This window comes from Devosia sediminis (genome assembly GCF_016411825.1).
Taxonomy (GTDB): Bacteria; Pseudomonadota; Alphaproteobacteria; order Rhizobiales; family Devosiaceae; genus Devosia; species Devosia sediminis.
Window position 1 is genome coordinate 1,182,901 of the sequence record NZ_JAEKMH010000001.1, and the last position, 19,588, is coordinate 1,202,488.

Annotated in this window: 18 protein-coding genes; 8 read left to right on the forward strand and 10 right to left on the reverse strand. The window is 64.4% G+C overall.

All coding sequences use genetic code 11. The features are described 5' to 3' along the window. The first annotated feature begins 62 nt into the window (after positions 1 to 62). A complete protein-coding gene (locus JEQ47_RS06195) occupies positions 63 to 434 on the forward strand; it encodes a response regulator (protein WP_198875480.1) in 372 nt (123 codons plus the stop codon). A 132-nt stretch (positions 435 to 566) separates the two neighbouring features. Further along, positions 567 to 1,937 carry a PleD family two-component system response regulator gene (locus JEQ47_RS06200; protein ID WP_198875481.1) on the forward strand — a complete coding sequence of 457 codons (1,371 nt, stop codon included), beginning with the start codon at positions 567 to 569 and terminating at the stop codon, positions 1,935 to 1,937. 407 nt (positions 1,938 to 2,344) lie between these two features. On the opposite strand, the gene rpmG is transcribed toward JEQ47_RS06200, so the two are convergent. Then, complete coding sequence (gene rpmG, locus JEQ47_RS06205) at positions 2,345 to 2,512, reverse strand: 50S ribosomal protein L33 (RefSeq protein ID WP_046104197.1); 168 nt, start codon at positions 2,510 to 2,512, stop codon at positions 2,345 to 2,347. Between the two features lie 116 nt (positions 2,513 to 2,628). Between rpmG and JEQ47_RS06210 the strand changes: the two genes are divergently transcribed. After that, positions 2,629 to 3,045 carry a hypothetical protein gene (locus tag JEQ47_RS06210; RefSeq protein WP_198875482.1) on the forward strand — a complete coding sequence of 139 codons (417 nt, stop codon included), beginning with the start codon at positions 2,629 to 2,631 and terminating at the stop codon, positions 3,043 to 3,045. A gap of 235 nt (positions 3,046 to 3,280) precedes the next feature. On the opposite strand, the gene JEQ47_RS06215 is transcribed toward JEQ47_RS06210, so the two are convergent. Continuing rightward, a complete protein-coding gene (locus JEQ47_RS06215; RefSeq protein ID WP_198875483.1) occupies positions 3,281 to 3,679 on the reverse strand; it encodes a DUF983 domain-containing protein in 399 nt (132 codons plus the stop codon). A gap of 3 nt (positions 3,680 to 3,682) precedes the next feature. Next, positions 3,683 to 5,977: a ribonuclease R gene (gene rnr, locus JEQ47_RS06220; protein ID WP_198875484.1), complete on the reverse strand. Its 2,295-nt coding sequence runs from the start codon at positions 5,975 to 5,977 to the stop codon at positions 3,683 to 3,685. A 159-nt stretch (positions 5,978 to 6,136) separates the two neighbouring features. Between rnr and plsY the strand changes: the two genes are divergently transcribed. Beyond that, a complete protein-coding gene (gene plsY / locus JEQ47_RS06225) occupies positions 6,137 to 6,742 on the forward strand; it encodes a glycerol-3-phosphate 1-O-acyltransferase PlsY (RefSeq protein WP_198875485.1) in 606 nt (201 codons plus the stop codon). Between the two features lie 2 nt (positions 6,743 to 6,744). Next, complete coding sequence (gene dprA / locus JEQ47_RS06230) at positions 6,745 to 7,872, forward strand: DNA-processing protein DprA (protein ID WP_198875486.1); 1,128 nt, start codon at positions 6,745 to 6,747, stop codon at positions 7,870 to 7,872. A 149-nt stretch (positions 7,873 to 8,021) separates the two neighbouring features. Here dprA and murB read toward each other — a convergent pair whose 3' ends face one another. Next, on the reverse strand, positions 8,022 to 9,041 hold the full coding sequence (gene murB / locus JEQ47_RS06235; protein WP_198875487.1) for a UDP-N-acetylmuramate dehydrogenase: 1,020 nt from the start codon (positions 9,039 to 9,041) through the stop codon (positions 8,022 to 8,024). A 127-nt stretch (positions 9,042 to 9,168) separates the two neighbouring features. On the opposite strand from murB, the gene topA reads away from it, so the two are divergent. After that, on the forward strand, positions 9,169 to 11,793 hold the full coding sequence (topA, locus tag JEQ47_RS06240; RefSeq protein ID WP_198875488.1) for a type I DNA topoisomerase: 2,625 nt from the start codon (positions 9,169 to 9,171) through the stop codon (positions 11,791 to 11,793). A 157-nt stretch (positions 11,794 to 11,950) separates the two neighbouring features. On the opposite strand, the gene JEQ47_RS06245 is transcribed toward topA, so the two are convergent. The 5 genes from JEQ47_RS06245 to JEQ47_RS06265 form a co-directional block, all read right to left on the reverse strand. Further along, a complete protein-coding gene (locus JEQ47_RS06245; RefSeq protein ID WP_198875489.1) occupies positions 11,951 to 12,997 on the reverse strand; it encodes a dipeptidase in 1,047 nt (348 codons plus the stop codon). Between the two features lie 128 nt (positions 12,998 to 13,125). Further along, entirely contained in the window at positions 13,126 to 14,418 is a 1,293-nt protein-coding gene (pyrC, locus tag JEQ47_RS06250; protein ID WP_198875490.1) for a dihydroorotase, read from the reverse strand. Beyond that, complete coding sequence (locus JEQ47_RS06255; RefSeq protein ID WP_198875491.1) at positions 14,415 to 15,383, reverse strand: aspartate carbamoyltransferase catalytic subunit; 969 nt, start codon at positions 15,381 to 15,383, stop codon at positions 14,415 to 14,417. The genes pyrC and JEQ47_RS06255 overlap by 4 nt, the downstream gene beginning before the upstream one ends. A gap of 77 nt (positions 15,384 to 15,460) precedes the next feature. Then, positions 15,461 to 15,847: a DUF4345 family protein gene (locus JEQ47_RS06260; protein WP_198875492.1), complete on the reverse strand. Its 387-nt coding sequence runs from the start codon at positions 15,845 to 15,847 to the stop codon at positions 15,461 to 15,463. Between the two features lie 3 nt (positions 15,848 to 15,850). Next, complete coding sequence (locus JEQ47_RS06265; protein WP_198875493.1) at positions 15,851 to 16,678, reverse strand: NmrA family NAD(P)-binding protein; 828 nt, start codon at positions 16,676 to 16,678, stop codon at positions 15,851 to 15,853. A gap of 109 nt (positions 16,679 to 16,787) precedes the next feature. Between JEQ47_RS06265 and JEQ47_RS06270 the strand changes: the two genes are divergently transcribed. Continuing rightward, positions 16,788 to 17,741, forward strand: coding sequence for an AraC family transcriptional regulator (locus JEQ47_RS06270; protein ID WP_198875494.1), 954 nt, complete (start codon positions 16,788 to 16,790; stop codon positions 17,739 to 17,741). Here JEQ47_RS06270 and ruvX read toward each other — a convergent pair. Then, complete coding sequence (gene ruvX / locus JEQ47_RS06275) at positions 17,738 to 18,190, reverse strand: Holliday junction resolvase RuvX (RefSeq protein WP_198875495.1); 453 nt, start codon at positions 18,188 to 18,190, stop codon at positions 17,738 to 17,740. The genes JEQ47_RS06270 and ruvX overlap by 4 nt on opposite strands. Positions 18,191 to 19,002: 812 nt before the next feature. On the opposite strand from ruvX, the gene JEQ47_RS06285 reads away from it, so the two are divergent. Further along, positions 19,003 to 19,527 carry a hypothetical protein gene (locus tag JEQ47_RS06285; RefSeq protein WP_198875497.1) on the forward strand — a complete coding sequence of 175 codons (525 nt, stop codon included), beginning with the start codon at positions 19,003 to 19,005 and terminating at the stop codon, positions 19,525 to 19,527. Positions 19,528 to 19,588 lie beyond the last annotated feature (61 nt).

Consider the following 19,588-nt stretch of genomic DNA (forward strand, 5'->3'; position numbering starts at 1 on the left):
GCGGGACGTGCCGCGGCAGCGCTTTCGGGCAGGGCGCCGGGCAGGCGCCCAAGCGAGGTAGAATGCCCAAGAGTGTGATGATCGTCGAAGACAACGAGCTCAACATGAAGCTCTTCAACGATCTGCTGGAATCGCGCGGCTATGAAGTTATCCAGACCCGTAACGGGATGGAGGCGCTGGACCTGGCGCGCGCCCATATGCCCGATCTGATCCTGATGGACATCCAACTGCCTGAGGTTTCGGGGCTGGTGGTGACCAAGTGGCTTAAGGATGACGAGCAGCTCGCCCATATCCCCGTCGTGGCGGTAACGGCCTTTGCGATGAAGGGTGACGAGGAGCGCATCCTGCAGGGTGGCTGCGAGGGCTATATTTCCAAGCCGATCTCGGTGTCTCACTTTCTGGAAACCATTGCGCAATATATTGGCCCCGCCTGAATAACTTCGCGCCCCCCGCGCGTAACTGATGGCAGTGGCCGGGCCGGCGTGTGTTTGCCGCCGGATGGTCGAGTATGGATTGCGTGATCTGTGGCTCTGCCTTCGGTTACGCTGCGTATCCGGAGTGCTGTTGTGACCGCGCGCGTTCTTATCGTCGATGACATTCCCACCAATGTCCGCCTGCTCGAAGCGCGGCTGACCGCCGAATACTATGAAGTGGTCACGGCCAGTTCCGGCGCGCAGGCGCTCGAGATCTGCGAAAACCAGGACATAGACATCGTCCTCCTTGATGTCATGATGCCGGAAATGGACGGGTTCGAGGTCTGCCGGCGACTCAAGGCCAGTGCGAAGACCCACCACCTGCCGGTGCTGATGATTACGGCTCTCGACCAGCCCTCCGACCGCGTGCAGGGGCTTGAGGCCGGCGCCGACGACTTCCTGAGCAAGCCCGTCGATGACACGCAGTTGATGGCGCGAGTGAAGAGCCTGGTTCGGCTGAAATCCCTGACCGACGAATTGCGGGCCCGGGCCCTGACCGGCCAGCAGATCGCCATCGAGGACGCGTTGCGGGCCATGGACAGCATTTCGGCCAGCGGCGGCAATATCCTCATCATCGACACCGACCGGCGCCATGCCGAGCGGATCCAGGGTTATCTCACGCCGGAGCACAGCGTCGACATCCTGACCGAGCCGGCCGATGCCGTGTTCCAGGTGACCGGGGCGAGCTATGAACTGGCGCTGGTCAGCATGAGCCTTGAAGATTTCGACCCCTTGCGGGTATGCTCTCAGGTGCGGACGGTGGATCACTCGCGCAACCTGCCGATCATCCTGCTGGCCGACACGGCTGACAAGCCGCGCGTGGTTCGAGCCCTCGACCTGGGCGTGAACGACTTCATCAGCCGCCCGGTGGATCGCAACGAGCTGATGGCGCGGGTGCGGACCCAGATCCGACGCCACCGCTATGCCATGGAGCTGCGCGAGAGCGTCAACAACACCATGGCGCTGGCGGTGACGGACGCGCTGACGGGGCTCTACAACCGGCGCTATTTCGACCGGCACCTGGGCGTCCTGCTGGGCAAGGCGCAGGAGCAGGACCGCGACATGGCCCTGATGATCCTCGACATCGATCTCTTCAAGTCGGTGAACGACAATCACGGCCATGATATCGGCGATGCGGTGCTCAAGGAATTCGCGGCGCGGCTCAAGCGCAATATCCGGGGCGTGGACCTCGCCTGCCGCTTTGGTGGCGAAGAATTCGTGGTGCTGATGCCCGATACCGATATCGGGCAGGCGGAGGCGGTGGCCGAACGTGTGCGCCAATCCATGGCGGAAAGGCCGTTTGACGTGGGTGCGGCGCGGCCGCTGTCGGTGACGGTGTCCGTGGGCGTTTCGATCCGCGAACGGCAGACCGATACACAGGAAAGCATCATCAAGCGGGCTGACGTGGCGCTCTACCGCGCCAAGCGCGAGGGTCGCAACCGGGTGATTTTCGACGCCGCGTGAGCCGCGGTCGGTAAAACCCGAGGCGTTAGGGTTATCTGTTATAATTAACAAAGAGTTGCGAGCGCGGAAGCGCTGGATTCGCTTGGCCTTTTGACGGCTTGGGACTAGGTTCTTCTACAGAGGGCTTGGGAAATATCCCAATGCCTCATGAGGTCCCTACGGCCCAATCTCAGGTCCGCCGCAACTCCTGAGTTCCCGTAGGGCGGTTGGTCCGGACGCGGACAGAGTGGCCTCTTCGACATGCCGCTCCGGACCAGCCACTCACTTCCCCTCCATCCATACCTGTGGACGCAGGACCGCTCCCGTGAGCCGTGGCATCATGCCTGGCCGGGAGCGGAACGCCAATCAAAACGAAAACCCCGCAATCGCTTGCGGGGTTTTGTTCATTACGAGAATGAGGAGCCAGATTACTTGATCTTGGCTTCCTTGAATTCGACATGCTTGCGCACGACCGGGTCGTACTTCTTGAAGGCCAGCTTTTCGGTCTGGGTACGGGCATTCTTCTTCGTCACGTAAAAGAAGCCGGTGTCGGCCGTCGAGACGAGCTTGATCTTGATGGTGGCGGCCTTGGCCATGATAGTGGTCCTTCACAAAGCGAAAGGCGCCGCATCTGGGCAGCGCCGGAATTTGCGCGCAACCTACGGATTTGCCCGCCGTTGTCAAGTGATAGCATCGGCCGAGGAAACACAGGATGACCGCACCGACGGAATTGCTGCACAAACTGCAGATCAAGTCCGGTGCCAAGCTGTGGCTGATCAATGTGCCGCAGGTACTGGCCGAGGAATTGTCGGCCGGAGCGGAAGTCGAAATCGTGCGGGAGCAGGATGCCTATGACGGCGTGCTCGCCTTTTTCGACAATGCGGCAGAGGTGGCCGCGCTGGTGCCGCGCATTCTCAAGGAGATGCCGCCCGATGGTCTGCTCTGGGTGGCCTATCGCAAGGGTCCGGATGCAAAGGCCGCCGGGCTCAACCGCGACAGTGGCTGGGATGCCCTAGACGCCGCCGGCTGGCGGCCGGTGCGACAGGTGGCCATCGATGAGGAATGGTCGGGACTGCGATTCCGTCCGCGTGAGCTGGTGAAGGCGAAAGAGGGTAGCCAGTTCGGGTGACCGTGCGCCACCGAATAGACCCCCTCATCCGCCCTTCGGGCACCTTCTCCCACGAGGGGAGAAGGGAAAGTGCGACGGCTGCCTACCTGGAAGCGCAACTCCCGCCACTCGAGCGCAGCTCTCATGGCCTTCGGCGCTCCGATTGATCCACTGGATCAATCGGCCCTTCGGGACGGGCTGCCCGCCCTGCGAGCATAGCTCTTCGGGCCTTCGGACCTCGAATTGATCCACTGGATCAATTCGCGCTGCGCGACGGTCCGAAGCCATACATCCGGTTGGCCCATTGGAGGCCGATGATGGCGCCCTTGATGGAGGGGAGCATGGCCAGCGGGAGCACGATGGCCAGGGGCACCATGGTCACTACATAGGTGATGGGCTGGACGTGGTAGGTCATGTCCAGGTGCAGCATCAGGAAGACGATGATGTGGCCCACGATCGTGATGGCGATATAGGGTGGGAAATCGTCGGCGCGGTGATGATTGAGCTCCTCACCGCAGACATTGCACTGGTCGGCGGCCTTGAGATAGGCGCGGAACATCTTGCCCTGGCCGCAATGCGGGCAGCGGCAGAGAGCGCCGCGCCACATGGCCTGGCCGACGGAACGCTGTTCGAGAGTACGGGTCTGATCTTGCATCAGTTACCTCTTTCTCCGGCCTGCACCTTTGGACGATCGGGGGCCGAAGCTCTTAGATGGCCCCTTGCGGAGCCGCTTGCCAGATGGCGGATTGCCGCGCTTGCCTTCCGAGAGGAGTTCAAAGCGTAACGCGCCGGCGACGGGTGCTGCTTCGAGCAGCCGGACCTCAACGCGGTCGCCCAGGGTAAAGGTTTCACCGGTGCGCTCACCGATCATCGCCTGCCGCTCCTCGACGAAGCGATAATAGTCCTGCCCCAGCGTCGAAGCCGGAATGAAGCCATCGGCGCCGGTTTCGAGCAGGCGGATGAATAGGCCGGATCGGGTGATGCCCGAGACACGCCCCATGAAGCGCGCGCCGATGCGTTCCGAGAGGAACTGGGCCAGGAGCCGATCTGAAGTTTCGCGCTCCGCCAGCATGGCCCGGCGCTCGGTGGCCGAGATATGCTGGGCAATTCCGGGGAGCTTGGCCGCTTCCTGGTCGGTGAGGCCGTCGTCGCCAAGACCCAGGGCCCGGACAAGCGCGCGATGCACGATGAGGTCGGCATAGCGGCGGATGGGCGAGGTGAAATGGGCGTAGCGATCGAGGTTGAGGCCGAAATGGCCGTAGTTCTCGGCAGCGTATTCGGCCTGGGCCTGGGAGCGCAGCACCATCTCGCTGACTTGCTCTATGTTACCCGCCTTGCGCGCCTGGCCGAGAATGCCGTTGAAATCGGACGCGCGGACGCTGTCGGACTTCTTCACGGCGATGTCGAGCGAACCGAGGAATTCCCGCAGGGCCTGGAGCTTTTCGGAACTGGGCTCGTCGTGGACGCGATAGAGCAGTTCGCTGCGCTTCTGTTCCAGCGTTTCGGCGGCCGCGACATTGGCCGCGATCATCATCTCCTCGATGAGACGATGGGCGTCGAGGCGCTCCGGAATGTGGATGTCGCGGACCATGCCCTTGTCATCGAGCAGGATCTTGCGCTCCGGCAGGTCGAGATCGAGCGGCCCCCTGATGTCGCGGGCGCGCGCCATGGCGTCATAGGCGTCCCACAGGGGCCTGAGGATCGGGTCGAGCAGGGGGCCGGTCTGGTCGTCGGCATTGCCGTCGATGGCGGCCTGCGCCTGCTGGTAACTGAGTTTCGCGGCCGAGCGCATCAGGATGCGATGGAAGCTGTGGCTCTTCTTGCGGCCATCGGCGCCCAGCACCATGCGCACGGCAAGGGCCGCCCGCGGCACGCCTTCCTTCAATGAGCACAGCTCGTTGGAGATGCGCTCGGGCAGCATGGGCACGACGCGGTCCGGGAAATAGACCGAATTGCCGCGGATATAGGCTTCGCGGTCGAGAGCCGAGCCGGGGCGCACATAGGCGGCGACGTCGGCAATGGCGACGGTGACGACGAAGCCACCCTTGTTGGCAGGGTCCTCGTCGGGCGCGGCGTGGACGGCGTCGTCGTGGTCCTTGGCGTCGGCCGGGTCGATGGTGATCAGCGGCAGGTCGCGCCAGTCCTCGCGACCCTTGAGAGTCGCTTCCTTGGCCTCTTCGGCTTCGCGAATGACGCTTTGCGGGAAGACATGCGGGATTTCGAGATTGTGGATGGCAATCAGCGAAACCGCGCCCTCGGAATTCGGGTTGCCGATGACTTTTGTCACCTTGGCGCGCGGAATCATCAGCCGGCCGGAGAACTTCACCTCGACCTCGACGAGATCGCCGTCGGCAGCATCGCCCAGGTCGCCCAGAGCGATGCGCATTTCCTTCTGCTTGCGGTCGACGGGCACGAGCCGCGCGCCCTCATTGTCCGTGCGGACAATGCCGATATGGGCGCGGCGGGGCTTGTCGAGCACCTTCATCGGCTTGGCGGTGTAATGGGGAATGGCGTCCTCGCCGGCATCGATGCGGGCAAGGATGCGGTCGCCAGGCGCGGGAACGACACGCGTATGGGGCCCAGTGAGCACGCGCACGCGAGGCATTTCGCCCTCTTCCGGGTTCCACTGGGCCGGGAAGGCGTGGAGGTTGTCGGGGTCGGCGTCGGTGGGGATGTCGAGCACGGTGACATGGGGCAGGGCGGCGGTGCGCCGGAGCGCCTTGCGGGTGCGCGTGATGACGCCCTCGCCCTCGAGGTCGGCCAGCATGGCCTTGAACGGCCGCCGCAGGTCACCACGAATGCCGAACACCTTCGCCAGGTCGCGCTTGCCCTTGATGTCATCTTCCTGCGCCAAGGCTTCGAGCAATTGCTCGCGCGAGGGGAGGCGATCGGCGACGGGCAGCCGCGGACGCTTGGGTCCGGATGTGTTTTTGGGTTTTGGAGTTTTGACCATGTATTCTTGTTCTTGCGTGTTGCCCAATATGTAGGTCATCGCCGTGCGATTGCCAAACCTGGGCCATCACAGGATGGTGCGCAATTCTCGCGTCCCTCTTGTGACGGGGCAGGATGAGAGGCTATCCCTTGGCAAATGAAGCAAGGAGGGGCCGCGTTCATGCCCGCCGATATTCTGCCGCTGATCCTGGCCCTGGCGCTGGGCTACCTGTCGGGATCGATTCCCTTTGGCCTGATCCTTACCGGTGCGGCGGGGCTGGGCGATATCCGCTCCATCGGTTCGGGCAATATCGGCGCCACCAACGTGCTGCGCACCGGCAACAAGAAGGTAGCGGCGGCGACGCTGGTGCTCGACGCACTCAAGGCGGTGTTGCCCATCCTCGTAGCGCGCTATTTCTGGGGCGAGGACGCCGCTCGGCTCGCGGCGATCGGCGCCTTCCTCGGTCATTGCTTCCCGGTCTGGCTCGGCTTCAAGGGTGGCAAGGGCGTGGCCGTCATGATCGGCTCGACGCTGGCCCTGAGCTGGCCGGTGGGGCTCATCTTCTGCGCCGTGTGGCTGCTGATTGCCTTTACCCGCAAGATGAGCTCGCTGGCGGCACTCACCGCGGCGGCGACCGCCCCGATCTTTGCCTATGTGTTCGATGGTGAGCGGCTGGCTCTCGTGGTTGCGGGCCTGGCGCTGCTGCTGTTCTTCCAGCACCGGGAAAATATCGGGCGCCTGCTCAAGGGGACCGAACCCACTATCGGCGGCAGCAAGAAAGCCTGACGATGAACCAGGGCCGGGTGACCACGACGTTCACATCGGCCCAACGCATCGCCTGGCTGCGGTTGATCCGCACCGAGTCGATCGGCCCCGTCACCTTTCACCAGTTGCTGCATCGCTTCGGCTCGGCTGAGGCGGCGCTCGAAGCCCTGCCGGACCTGAGCCGCAGGGCCGGGCGCGCAATCGTGCCCATCAGCCAGGCCCGCGCCGAAGACGAGGTCGCCGGGCTCACCAGATTCGGCGCCCGGCTGGTGGCGGAGGTGGAGCCGGACTATCCCGCCCATCTCCTCCATATCCCGGGCGCGCCGCCATTACTGACCATGGCCGGCGGCGAGCGACTGGACTGGAAGCGAACCGTGGGCATTGTCGGTGCGCGTAATGCCTCGACGGCGGGGATCAAGTTGACGCGCATGCTGGCGGCAGACTTGGGCGAACGGGGTTACACGGTCGTCTCCGGGCTGGCGCGGGGCATCGACACGGCAGCGCATCGCGCAAGCCTTGGCACGGGCACGATCGCCGTGCTGGCCGGAGGGTTCGACCGGATCTATCCTGACGAAAACATCCCGCTGGCCCACGATATCCTTGACCAGGGCGGAGCATTGCTCACCGAAATGCCGCTGGGCTGGGAGCCGCGGGCGCGGGATTTCCCCCGCCGTAACCGACTGGTTTCGGGTCTGTCGCTGGGGATCGTGGTGGTGGAGGCGGCCAAACGCTCTGGGTCGCTGATCACCGCACGGCTGGCGCTGGAGCAGAATCGCGACGTCTTTGCCGTGCCCGGATCGCCGCTCGATCCGCGCGCCGAGGGCGGCAATCACCTGATCCAGCAGGGCGCGCGCCTGGTCACCAATGCCGAGGATATCATCGAGGTGATCGGCAGCGCCGACCCGTCGCGCAGCGCGCTGTTCGACCCCGAATGGCGGCCCGAGGGCGAACCTGTCGGCGACGCCGAGCCAGCGGCGGACGACCGGGCGAAGGTGCTGGAGGCGCTGAGTTCGACGCCGGTGGAAGTGGATGAACTCATCGCCCAGACCGGCATCGCGCCGCATGTGATGCAGGTGCTGCTGCTGGAGCTCGATCTGGGTGGGCAGGTGGAGTGGTCCAGCGGGCAGCTTGTGGCACTGCGGCATTCTTAGCCAATTGCGAAAAACCCCTCACCCGTCTCGGCCTTTGGCCGATCCACCCTCTCCCGCAAGGGGAGAGGGGGAGCCGGTGGTCGTTCAAACTCGGTGCGCCCTTCTCCCCTTGCGGGAGAAGGTGCCCGAAGGGCGGATGAGGGGTGCGCTCACAAAAAAATCGGTTCTTCGTGGAGCTGCACGGCGAAGCGGTTGCGAACCGTCGCCTTGACGTGAGCAGCCAGTGCAGCAACGTCGCTCTGCGTGGCGCCGCCATGGTTGACCACGACCAGCGCGTGGCGCTCGGACATGCCGACCCGCCCCATTTGAAAGCCCTTCAGGCCGCTCTTTTCGATCAGCCAGCCGGCCGAGAGTTTGGTTTGGCCATCGGGCTGGGGATAGTTCGGGGCTTCTGGGAATTCGGCGAGGACCGGCGCGGCATCGGCAACCGGCAGGATCGGGTTCTGGAAAAACGAGCCGGCATTGGGATTGACCCGCCAGTCCGGCAGCTTGCTCTGGCGCAGGGCGATGACCCGGTCCATGACCATGCGGGGCGACAGGCCCGGCGTGTCGGCGAGATCGGTGAGGCCGGCGAAGCGCAGGTTGGGCTGCCAGGCTTTTGGCAGGGCCAGGCGGATGGCGAGGACGACGTAGCGATCGGGCGCATGCTTGAAGGCGCTGTCGCGATAGGCGAAGGCGCAGGCGGCGCGGTCGAAGGTGACTGTCTGGCTCGTCTCGCGGTCATAGGCGTCGAGGGAGAGGAAGAAGTCGGCCAGTTCGGCGCCATAGGCCCCGATGTTCTGCACCGGTGCGGCGCCCGCCGTGCCGGGGATCAGCGCCAGGTTCTCGATGCCGCCAAGGCCCTGGTCCACGGTCCAGGCCACAAGATTGTGCCAGGTTTCCCCCGCCGCGGCTTCCACGAGCACATGATCGGATGATTCATCGATGATCCTGCGGCCGGACAGCGCAACGAGGGCGGTGATGCCGTCGAAATCTTCGGCGAGGACCACATTGCTGCCGCCACCCAATACCCGGACCGGCACGCCTTCGCCCGCAGCATGCGCGAACAGGGCCGGCAGTGTTCCGGGCGCCGTCACGGTGAGCCCGAAGCGCGAACGGGCGCGCAGGGCGAGCGTGTTGCGGGCCGAAAGGTCGAAATCGGGAATCAGCAGCGAGGCAATATCGGTCATGGCGGGCCATAAACACCATTGTTCCGGGCGGTTCGGCAAGCCTGCCATTCCGTCGCCCCGTTGACACCGCCCCCCGGCTTCACCATGTTGCGCGCTCTTTGAATACTGTTGCGGAACGGAACCCGGCATGAAGGTCGTCGTCGTTGAAAGTCCGGCTAAAGCCAAGACAATCAACAAATATCTGGGCAAGGACTACGAGGTCCTGGCCAGCTTCGGCCATATCCGCGATCTGCCGGCCAAAGATGGTTCGGTCCGTCCGGACGAAGATTTCGCCATGTCCTGGGAAGTCGATACGGCAGCCAAAAAGCGCGTCGCCGACATCGCCGCCGCCCTCAAGGGCGCCGATGGACTGATCCTCGCCACCGACCCTGATCGCGAAGGCGAGGCGATTTCCTGGCATATCCTCGATGTCCTCCGCGCCAAGAAGGCGCTGAAGAAGGACGTTCCAGTGCAGCGCGTGGTGTTCAACGCCATTACCAAGGACGCGGTCACCGCGGCCATGGCCAAGCCGCGCGACATCGATATGCCGTTGGTGGACGCTTATCTCGCGCGCCGGGCCCTCGACTATCTGGTCGGTTTCACCCTGTCCCCCATTCTCTGGCGCAAGTTGCCGGGGTCGCGTTCGGCGGGCCGCGTGCAGTCGGTGGCGCTGCGCCTGGTCTCGGAGCGCGAAGCCGAAATCGAACGGTTCAAGCCGGACGAATATTGGTCGGTCGAGGCGCAATTGGCGCAAGGCGGCAAGAGCTTCCTCGCCCGCCTCTTTTCCGTGGACGGCAAGAAGACCGACAAGCTCGACATCAAGACCGGCGACGATGCCGCAGCGCTTAAGAAGCTGATCGAGGCCGGCCAGTTCAACGTCTCGAACGTCGAAAAGAAGCCGACCAAGCGCAATCCCTATGCGCCGTTCACGACGTCGAGCCTGCAGCAGGACGCGTCCTCGCGCCTCGGCCTCTCGCCCAACCGCACCATGCAGATCGCCCAGCGGCTCTACGAGGACGGGCTTATCACCTATATGCGTACCGACGCGGTGCAGATGGCGCCCGAAGGGATCGCCATGGCTCGCTCGGTGATCGGGAAATATTTCGGCGCGGAATACCTGCCGGAAAAGGCGCGCATCTACCAGACCAAGGCCAAGAACGCGCAGGAAGCGCACGAGGCCATCCGCCCCACCGATATGTTCAAGCGGCCCGAGCAGTTGAGCCTCGATGCCGACCAGCAGAAGCTCTACGGGCTGATCTGGAAGCGCACGCTGGCCAGCCAGATGGCTTCGGCCGAGATCGATCGCACCACGGTGGATATCGCCGTCAACGTGCCGGGGCGTGCCGTGAGCCTCCGGGCCACCGGCTCGGTCGTCACTTTCCCGGGCTTTCTCACCCTCTATGGCGTCGAAGCCAAGACGGATGGCGAGGAGGATGACGAGGACGGTCGCGAACTGCCGCCGCTCAAGGTCGGCGACAAGCCGGACCTCAAAAAGGTCGAGATCGAGCAGCATTTCACCCAGCCGCCGGCCCGCTATTCGGAAGCGAGCCTGATCAAGAAGATGGAAGAGCTCGGCATCGGACGGCCGTCCACCTATGCGGCGACGCTGACGACGCTCAAGGATCGCAACTACGTCAAGCTCGAGGGTAAGGCGCTGCATCCGGAAGATCGCGGCCGGATCGTCACCTCATTCCTCGAGAGCTTCTTCGCGCGCTATGTCGAATATGGCTTTACGGCGCATCTCGAAGAACAGCTCGACCAGGTCTCGGCCGGCGAGCTCGACTACAAGGTGCTGCTGCGCGACTTCTGGAAGGATTTCACGGCCGCGACCGAGGAAATCAAGGATCTGCGCGTCTCGGAAGTGCTCGACGCACTCAACGACATGCTGGCCGATCACATCTTCCCGGCCAAGGCGGATGGCTCCGACCCGCGCAAGTGTCCGACCTGCGGCACCGGCACGCTTTCGCTGAAACTGGGCAAGTTCGGCGCCTTTATCGGCTGTTCGAACTATCCCGAATGCAAGCACACGATGCAGCTCTCGGACGCGGCCACCGGCCAGTCCTCCGAGGCTGCCGCCGGCGACGGCGTGCTCGGCACCGATCCGGATACGGGCGAGGAAGTGCATCTCAAGTCCGGCCGTTTCGGCCCCTATGTGCAGCTCGGCGAGGGCAAGGAGCCCAAGCGCTCGTCGCTGCCCAAGGGCTGGGAGCCGGCTTCGCTGACACTGGAAAAGGCGCTGCAACTGTTGTCGCTGCCGCGGGAAGTGGGCCTCCATCCGGAGACCGGCCTGCCGATTTCGGCAGGTCTCGGGCGATATGGACCCTTCGTGCTGCATGACGGCAAATACGCCAACCTTCCCGACGTGGAAGAGGTGTTCACGGTCGGCCTCAACCGTGCCGTGGACCTCATCGCCCAGAAGGCAGCGGGCGGTTTCCAGCGCACCAGTGCCTCGGCCATCAAGACCTTCGAGCATGATGGCGGGCCGATCAAGATCGCCGTCGGCCGGTTCGGCCCCTATGCCAATCAGGGCAAGGTGTTCGCCAACATTCCCAAGGACATCAAGCCCGAGGACGTCACCCTCGAACAGGCCATTGCCCTGATCGCGGCCAAGATCGAGGCTGGTGGCGGCAAAAAGAAAGCTCCGGCCAAGAAGGCTGCGGCGAAGAAGGCACCGGCGAAAGCTGCGACGGCCAAAAAGCCCGCAGCCAACAAGCCGGCCGCCAAGAAGGCCACGACCAAGAAGCCTGCCGATTCGGAAGACGTGCCGTTCTAGCGAACACGCGTCCCGTCTCGCGCTGCGCGCGATCCCCCTCTCCCGCAAGGGGAGAGGGGGAGATCGGGATTGCGGACAGCGCAGGTGCCCTTCCCCCCTTGCCGGTGAAGAGCCCTCGGGCCTGACCCGAGGGTGCCCGAAGGGCGGATGCGGGGTACTATCCGATCGTGCGTTCGATGACGCGAAGCCAGTTGTCGAGCGCGATCTTGCGGACCAGCGTTTCCCCATACCCGCGGTCCAGCATGCCTTGGAACAGCCTGGGCACGCCGGTGACGTCGCCGATGACGGCGGGCATCATGGCGCCGTCAAAATCAGAACCAAGCGCCACGCCGTCTTCACCGACTGCTTCGAGCAGGGCATCGACATGGCGCACCATGAGGTCGATGGGCGTATCGGGCAGGAATTTTCCATCCGGGCGGAGGAAGCCGGTGGCGAAGTTAATGCCGACGACGCCGCCGGTGTCGCGGATAGCGGCGAGCTGCCAGTAGACCAGATTGCGGGTGCTCTGGCAGATGGCGTGCACGTTGGAATGGGTCGCGACCAGGGGCTTCGTCGACAGGGCGGCCACATCGCGAAAACCGGCGGCGTTGAGGTGGCTGAGGTCGATCATCACCCCGCGCGCGTCGCAGAGGCGCACCAGCGCCTTGCCGGCATCGGTGAGGCCTGGGCCAACGTCTGGATCGGCGGGAAAGCGGAATGGCACGCCCGTGCCGAAAGCATTGGCTCGGCTCCAGGTGATGCCGATGGAGCGCAGGCCGGCGGCATAGAGGACTTCAAACGAGTTGAAATCGGTGTCGACGGCTTCAGCGCCTTCGATGTGGAAGATCGCGGCCAGCTTCTGCGCCGAGATGGCTGCGCGGATGTCGGCAGCGGAGCGGCAGATGGCGACGGCGCCGGCGCGTTCGAGGCCCAGCAGCAGGGCGGCCATGCCATTGGTGGACTGGAGCGCGTCGGCGATGGCCAGTTGTGCCGGCAACTCGCCCTTGGCGTAGTCGGGGGACGCTGCCACAGCGGCCAGGCTGGACTTCAGCGGCGGCGGGAACATGGCGAAAAAGCCGCCCACCATGCCGGCCGCCCGGGCCCGCGGCAAATCGATGTGGCCATCGATGGTCCCATTGTTGAAGGCCTGGACGCGCGCGTCACGTGGCTTTTCCTGCAGCCGCAAGAGGGTGTCGTTGTGGCCGTCGAAGAATGGAATGGTCATGGAATCGCTCTGCCGGAAAACGACAGGGTAGCCCCTTCGGGTCTGGGGGACACCCCCACCGAGCTGCGCTATGGCCTGGCGGCTAAGCTGCGCTACCTCCCCCGCCTAGGGGGAGGTGAAGAAGTGGGTCACGCCTCGTCGATGAAAACCGTCCGGCCGCCGACCAGGGTGCGGATGACCTTGCCCTGCATGCGGGCGCCTTCGAAGCTGGTATTGCGCGAGCGGGAGCGAATGGTCTTTTCGGTGACCTGCCAGGGATAGTCGAGGTCGATGAGGATTAGGTCGGCCGGCGCCCCCCTGGCGATGCGCCCTGTGTCGAGGCCGAGGATTTCCGCTGGCCGGACAGTCATGGCGCGGAGCACGGTCGACAGGTCGACGTCGCCGGAATGAACAAGCCGCAGTGCCGCGGCGAGCAGCGTTTCGAGGCCGATGGCACCATTGGACGCTTCGGCGAAAGGCTGGCGCTTGACCTCGGAATCCTGCGGATCGTGGTCGGAATGAATGGTGTCGATGATACCGGCCTTGAGCGCCTCGACCATGGCCTGACGGTCATCCTCGGTGCGCAGGGGCGGACTGAGCTTGAAGAAGGTCCGGTAGCGCCCGATGTCGTTTTCGTTGAGGCAGAGATTGTTGATCGAAATGCCGGCCGAAACGGACGGGTTACGCGTCTTGGCGGCATCGAGCAGGGCAGCGGAGCCGGCCGTCGAGACCTGCGCCGCGTGATAGCGCACCTTGGTCAGCGCGGCCAGTTGCAGGTCGCGGGCCAGCGGAATGGTCTCGGCTTCTCGCGGAATGCCCTTCAAGCCCAGCACGGTGGCAAACAGGCCCTCGTTCATCACGCCATCGCCGACGAGGCCGGCTTCGGCCACGTGGTGAACAATGGGCATGTCGAAATTGGCGGCATAGCCCATGGCGCTGCGCAGCAGCGAGGCGGACTGGATCGACTGGGCGCCATCGGTCAGGCAGACGGCGCCGGCCTCGCGAAGGAGCCCGAATTCGGTGATCTCCTTGCCGGCCAGCCCCTTGGTGATGGCCGCAGCGGGAAGGACGCGAGCCGGGGACTGCACTTCAGCGCGACGGATGAGGAAGTCGACCAGCGCGCCATCGTCTACCGTTGGCGTGGTGTCGGGCATCATCACGAAACTGGTGACGCCGCCGGCGACGGCGGCAGCGCCGGCCGAGGCGAGAGTTTCACGATATTCCTTGCCGGGCTCGCCGACAAAGACTCGCATGTCGATGAGGCCAGGCGAGAGGATCAGGCCACCAGCATTGATGACCTCCGCATTATCAGGCACGCCCGCTGGACCGCCGAGCACGAGATCGCTGATGCGGCCATCCTCGATCAGCACGGCGCCGAGCTGGTCGGTGCCCGAGGCGGGATCGACGATGCGGGCATTGTCGATGATGAGCGGACGGGTCATGGCTCGTTCCTTGCCGGCAGGAGTGCGTCGAGCACGGCCATGCGCACGGCCACGCCCATTTCCACCTGGTCGGTGATGACCGAACGCTCGCCATCGGCAATGGCCGGATCGATCTCGACGCCGCGGTTCATGGGCCCCGGATGCATGACGATGGCGTCGGGCTTGGCCCAGCTCAGCTTTTCTTCGTCGAGGCCGTAGAAGCGGTAATATTCGCGCACCGAGGGGACCATCTTGCCATTGGCGCGCTCGTGCTGGAGCCGCAGCATCATGACGACGTCGGCGCCCTTGAGGCCTTCCTTCATGTCGGTGAAGACCTCGGTGGCGAGGTTTTCGATGCCTGCCGGGAGCAGGCTGCGCGGGGCGATGACGCGGGTGCGGACATTGAGCGCGCCGAGCAACAGCAGGTTCGAGCGGGCGACGCGGGAATTGGCGATATCGCCACAGATCGCGACCGTCAGGCCCGCAAGCGTACCCTTGTGGTTACGGATGGTGAGCGCGTCGAGCAGCGCCTGGGTGGGGTGCTCGTGGGCGCCGTCGCCGGCATTGACCACGGAGCAGCCGACCTTCTGAGAGAGAAGCTCGACGGCGCCGGCAGCCGAGTGGCGGACCACCAGCACGTCGGGACGCATGGCATTGAGCGTGGCGGCGGTGTCGACCAGGGTTTCGCCCTTGGAGACCGACGAGGTCTTGACCGACATGTTGACGACCAGGGCGCCGAGGCGCTTGCCGGCAATCTCGAACGACGACTGCGTCCGGGTCGAGGGCTCGAAGAAAAGGTTGATCTGGGTCTTGCCCGAAAGCGTGGGCAGTGACTTGCGCTCCTGCCGGGAGATTTCGATCATCCGTTCGGCGCGATCCAGGAGATCGACGATTTCGTGCTGCTTGAGATCAGCAATGGAAATCAGATGGCGCTGCTGGAACGGGGGGAAGTCGCCCGAGAAACGGGCAGGGCTCGATTGCGGCATGTCGCATCCCTTGCGATTTGCTGCGGTCTAGCCGAGGGGGCAGGGTGGGGCAAGCCCACCCGTGCCGTTTCGCGAAATTATCCTCGGGCCTGTCGCCACAAGGCCGCGGCGAAGAAGGCGCCGAGAACCAGCTCGACCGCCATGGCCGCGACGAGCGAAGCCGGCGGCATTCCATCAGCGGCAAGGGCCAGCAGGCGGCCGACGCCAAAGCCGAGATAAAGAAGCCCGCCCGCGAGCAGAGCGGGCCCCAGCCAGTCCGACCGGAAGAGGCCAGCGGCCATGACAGCAGCCGCGAGCAGGATGGCGCCGGCGGGCGCCTTCATCTCGTTAAGCGGGGCGATGTCACTGCCCAGTGCAATGCCATAGCTGCCATAGAAGGCGGTCGGCGCCACGAGGATGGCGAGGGCCAGCACCAGGGCGATGGTCGCCCCGGTGCCGAGCAGGATGCGGTTGCCCCAGGCCACGGATCAGGCCGCCTGGTGCCAGGCGCCGGAGCGGGCCACAGTGCGGCAGAAATCGGCGAAGTCGCGCGGCGGGCGGCCAAGCGCCTGCTGGACACCATCGGTCACGCTCTCGTTGCGCCCGTCGAACAGTTCGCGGAACAACTCGGTATAGAGCTCCGCATCTTCGGGGCCGACCTCGCCCGCCATGGCAGCATGGAAGTCATCGAGCGAGATGGGGGCGTATTGCACGCTACGGCCAGTGGCGGCGCCGATTTCGGCCACGGCATCGGCAAAGCTGATGAGGCGCGGCCCAGTGACTTCATAGAGCCGGTTATGATGGCGATCATCAACCAGGGCGGAGGCGGCGATTTCGGCGATGTCGTCTACATCGACAAAGGGCTCGACCCGCTGGCCTGCGGGCAGGGCAAGAATGCCCTGCATGACGCCGGGATACATCATGCCCTCGGAGAAATTCTGGTTGAAGAAGGCGGCGCGGACGACGGTGTAGCCCAGGCCACTGTCTCGCAGCACGTTCTCGGCGCGCACGGCGCCGCTTTCGCCGCGGCCGGACAGGAGAACCATGCGCTTGAGACCCGCTGCCTTGGCGACCGCCACGAGCGCCGCAATGTCTTCGGCGCCCTGGGGCGAGGCGAGGTCCGGATAATAGGCCACGAAGGCGGTGTCGATCCCGGCGAAATGGGCGGCCCAATTGGAGCGGTCCTGCCAGTCGAACGGCAGGGGGGTGCGGCGGCCGGCAGGGCGAGCGGCGTGGCCCTGGGCGGCGAGGTTGGCGAGCACGCGGCGACCGACCTTGCCGGTGGCGCCGATGACGAGGATGGGTGACGTGGTCATTGAAAACTCCTGATTGCGATTGCAAGGAGAAAGATCGTCGACGACGACTGGACTTTCCATCGCCGAATTGCCAGTTATCTATGCAGTTCGTCCAAATCGAATCCCGATGATGTCCGACATCCATTTCCAGCCGCCCGATGCCGTCGACCCGCTCGGGGACGTGCTGCATATGCTGCGGCTCAACGGCACGCTTTATTGTCGCGCGGACCTCTATGCACCCTGGGGCGTGGCTTTGCCGCAGATGGACCGGTCCATGCTGTTTATCGTCATCCTCGCGGGCGAAGGCTGGATGCGGCTGGCCGGCCGCGAACCCGTGCTTGTGCGCGAGGGCAGCATGGTGGTGTTGCCGCAGGGCACCCCGGTGGATCTCGTCAGCGCCGCCCATGACCCTGCCGTGCCGCTGTTCGATTTGCCGGCCACCAAGGTCAGCGAGCGCTACGAGATGATGACCATAACCGGCCCCGGTCCGGTGACGCGGGCCATGACCGGCGTGGTCTCCTTTGACGACGTGGCGGCGCGACGACTTGTGGACCTCCTGCCCGAGGTGCTCGTCGTCGATCGCTGGCATGACGCGGCCGGTCTCTGGCTCCGGAGTACGCTCGACCTCATTTCGCACGAGGCATCGACGCTGAAGCCAGGGGGCGAGGCGGTCATCACCCGCCTGGCCGATATTCTCATCATCCAGGCGATCCGCGGCTGGCTCGATACGGCGCCCGAAGCACAGACGGGTTGGCTCGCGGCGCTGCGCGATGCGCAATTGGGGCGCGCGCTGGCGGCCATCCACAAGGCACCTGGCGAGGACTGGACGCTGGAGCGCCTGGCACGGCTCGCCGGCATGTCACGATCCGGCTTTGCCGCAAGGTTTTCCGAAATGGTGCGGCAGCCGGCCATGCGCTATCTCACGGAATGGCGGATGCAGAAGGCGCGCATGGCCATCGTGGGCGGGCGCGACGCCATCGGGCAGATCGCCCGCAATGCCGGTTACCAGTCGGAAGCGGCCTTCGGGCGGGCCTTCAAACAGACGTTTGGCGAGTCTCCGGGCAGCCTGCGAAAGGCAGGCTAGCGCGAGCGCAGCCGGTCCAGTGCGCCTTGCAGGATATAGCTGGCGGCGAGCTTGTCGACGACTTCTGCGCGGCGATCGCGGCGCAGGTCCGCCTCGATCATCATGCGGGTCACGGCCGAAGTGGAGAGGCGCTCGTCCCAGAAGGCGATGGGCAGGTTGATCTTGGGCGCGAGATTGCGGGCAAAGGCGCGGGTCGATTGCACGCGCGGCCCCTCTGATCCGTCCATGTTGAGCGGCAGGCCCAGCAGCAGCGCAACCACCTGATTCTCGCCAATCAGCGCGATGATGCGCTCCGCGTCCTGGGTGAATTTCGTGCGCTTGATGGTTTCAAGCGGCGTCGCCGAATAACGCATGCCGTCGGAAATCGCGACGCCGATGGTCTTGGTGCCAAGATCAAGGCCGAGAATTTTCCCGGACGCGGGAATGGCGGCGAGGGGGTCATTGTCCAAGCGAAAGCACCTTGACGCAGAACGTAAATAGAACAATAATAGAACTTATCCGGTATATGTATTTATCCCGAATTGCGTGAATACCCGCCGAATGGCTCGCTTAAATCGGCAGTATGTGCCTGATTTTGGGCTGGAGGGCGGGGGTATGCGGTATTGCCTGGATATAACGATACGTAACCAGCACCATTCGAGGCCTGTGAAGGCTCCGATATGCTGCGCGATGACGCGCCTTAGTAGGCCTCAAGTCATCGTCTGTATAGGTGAATCAAGACGTCGAGCACTTTCCTGCATCCACCTCAGCCGGCGGAGACTGTGCAAGTTAGGGCTCGCGGGAGCAATTGCATTGATGTTGAATCTCGCTGGCGCTGGTCGGCTGGCTCCGAAATTGTCTGTAGTAACGCCGCTCGCAGGAAGGGTAATGAGACTTACCTGGATGGACGGTGTGATGGCCGAAGTCGATTTAGCGCCACTTCTGGCCAACCACCGGTCATATGTGTCACTCAGGAAAGACGACGCGCTTTTTCAATCCGCGCGGGTCGCGTCCGACGGAGCGGCGATTGAATGGAGTGATGGAAGTCGTGTTTCCGCTTCAGCCATGATGAAACTTCCGCAGACCTACATGGACGCTACGGAGTTACGGGCGATCATGGACGAACTCCGTATTAGCGTGGAGGGATTGAGCGCGCTTCTTGGACTTTCGAGACGTGTAATATCCGATTACAGATCCGGTATCCCGATACCAAAACCACTTGCATTGGCAATGCGATACCTGCAGGACAGGGGCAGTATCTAACAAAGCCCAAGAAGAGCGGATGAAACTGACCTGGTTCGGTGAGACTGCCCTGCGCATCCATCTTGGCGGGGAGGTGGTGGTGATCGATGCCGATCGGGCGGCCGAGGGCGTGGACCGGAATGAATTGCAGAGCGGGGCGGACCACGTGCTGGAGCTGGGCGGCGCGCATGCGCCTGCTGACAGCCGGACCTGGAAACCACGGCCGGCACAGCGGTTGCTGGAGGCGGGGGATGCCATCCGTCCGGTGGATGTCTGGTCGCTGGGCGACCGGGCCCTCTTGATCGACCCGGATGAGGACATGCCCCTCCTTGTGCTGGGCGGCGGCGTGCCGGAACCGGGCCGGTGGATGGAGCGGGCCGTGGTGCTGCTGGTTGGACCGCGCCTGGCCGAGCCGGCAGAGGCCCTGGTCGCTTCCACCGCGCCGAAACTGATTGCCCTGGCGGCACCGGAAGCCGATGTCGAAGCGACGCTGGATGCCATTCGCGATCGCCTCGATGGGACTGGCCTCGTGGCGCTGGAGCCGGGGCTCGCAGTGGAAGTCTGATCCGCCACATAAGGCATTTTCATTGTCTTTTTGGCCGCGGCATTGCTAATAACGCGCCAAT